Origin of the sequence: Alcanivorax sp. HI0007, assembly GCF_001635525.1 — a bacterium.
Classification (GTDB): domain Bacteria; phylum Pseudomonadota; class Gammaproteobacteria; order Pseudomonadales; family Alcanivoracaceae; genus Alcanivorax.
Genome location: NZ_LWEJ01000054.1, coordinates 1 through 205, shown reverse-complemented (window position 1 = coordinate 205; position 205 = coordinate 1). Strand labels below are relative to the sequence as shown.

The window sequence follows — 205 nt, the reverse complement described above, 5'->3', positions numbered from 1 at the left end:
GAAACGATCGTAAATTGCCACCCATGGAACCTTTGCCCAGTTGCCTTGACCAGGACTTCCATGAACGAGGTAGCGATCGCCAACATCAAGAACATCTCGAACTACTGAAGGCACTTCGTTCCGGATGAAATCAGCAACTGCGTGCCCCGCGAATCGCTCCTCGAGAGCTTGCGGATACTCTTCCAAAAAGAGGTTAAGTGCTGCG

1 protein-coding gene is annotated in these 205 nt (G+C 51.7%); it reads right to left on the bottom strand.

All coding sequences use genetic code 11. The annotated features are described in order from the left end of the window. On the bottom strand, positions 1 to 205 hold a 205-nt coding region (locus tag A3714_RS17475; protein WP_156493818.1), incomplete at both ends, for an MrcB family domain-containing protein.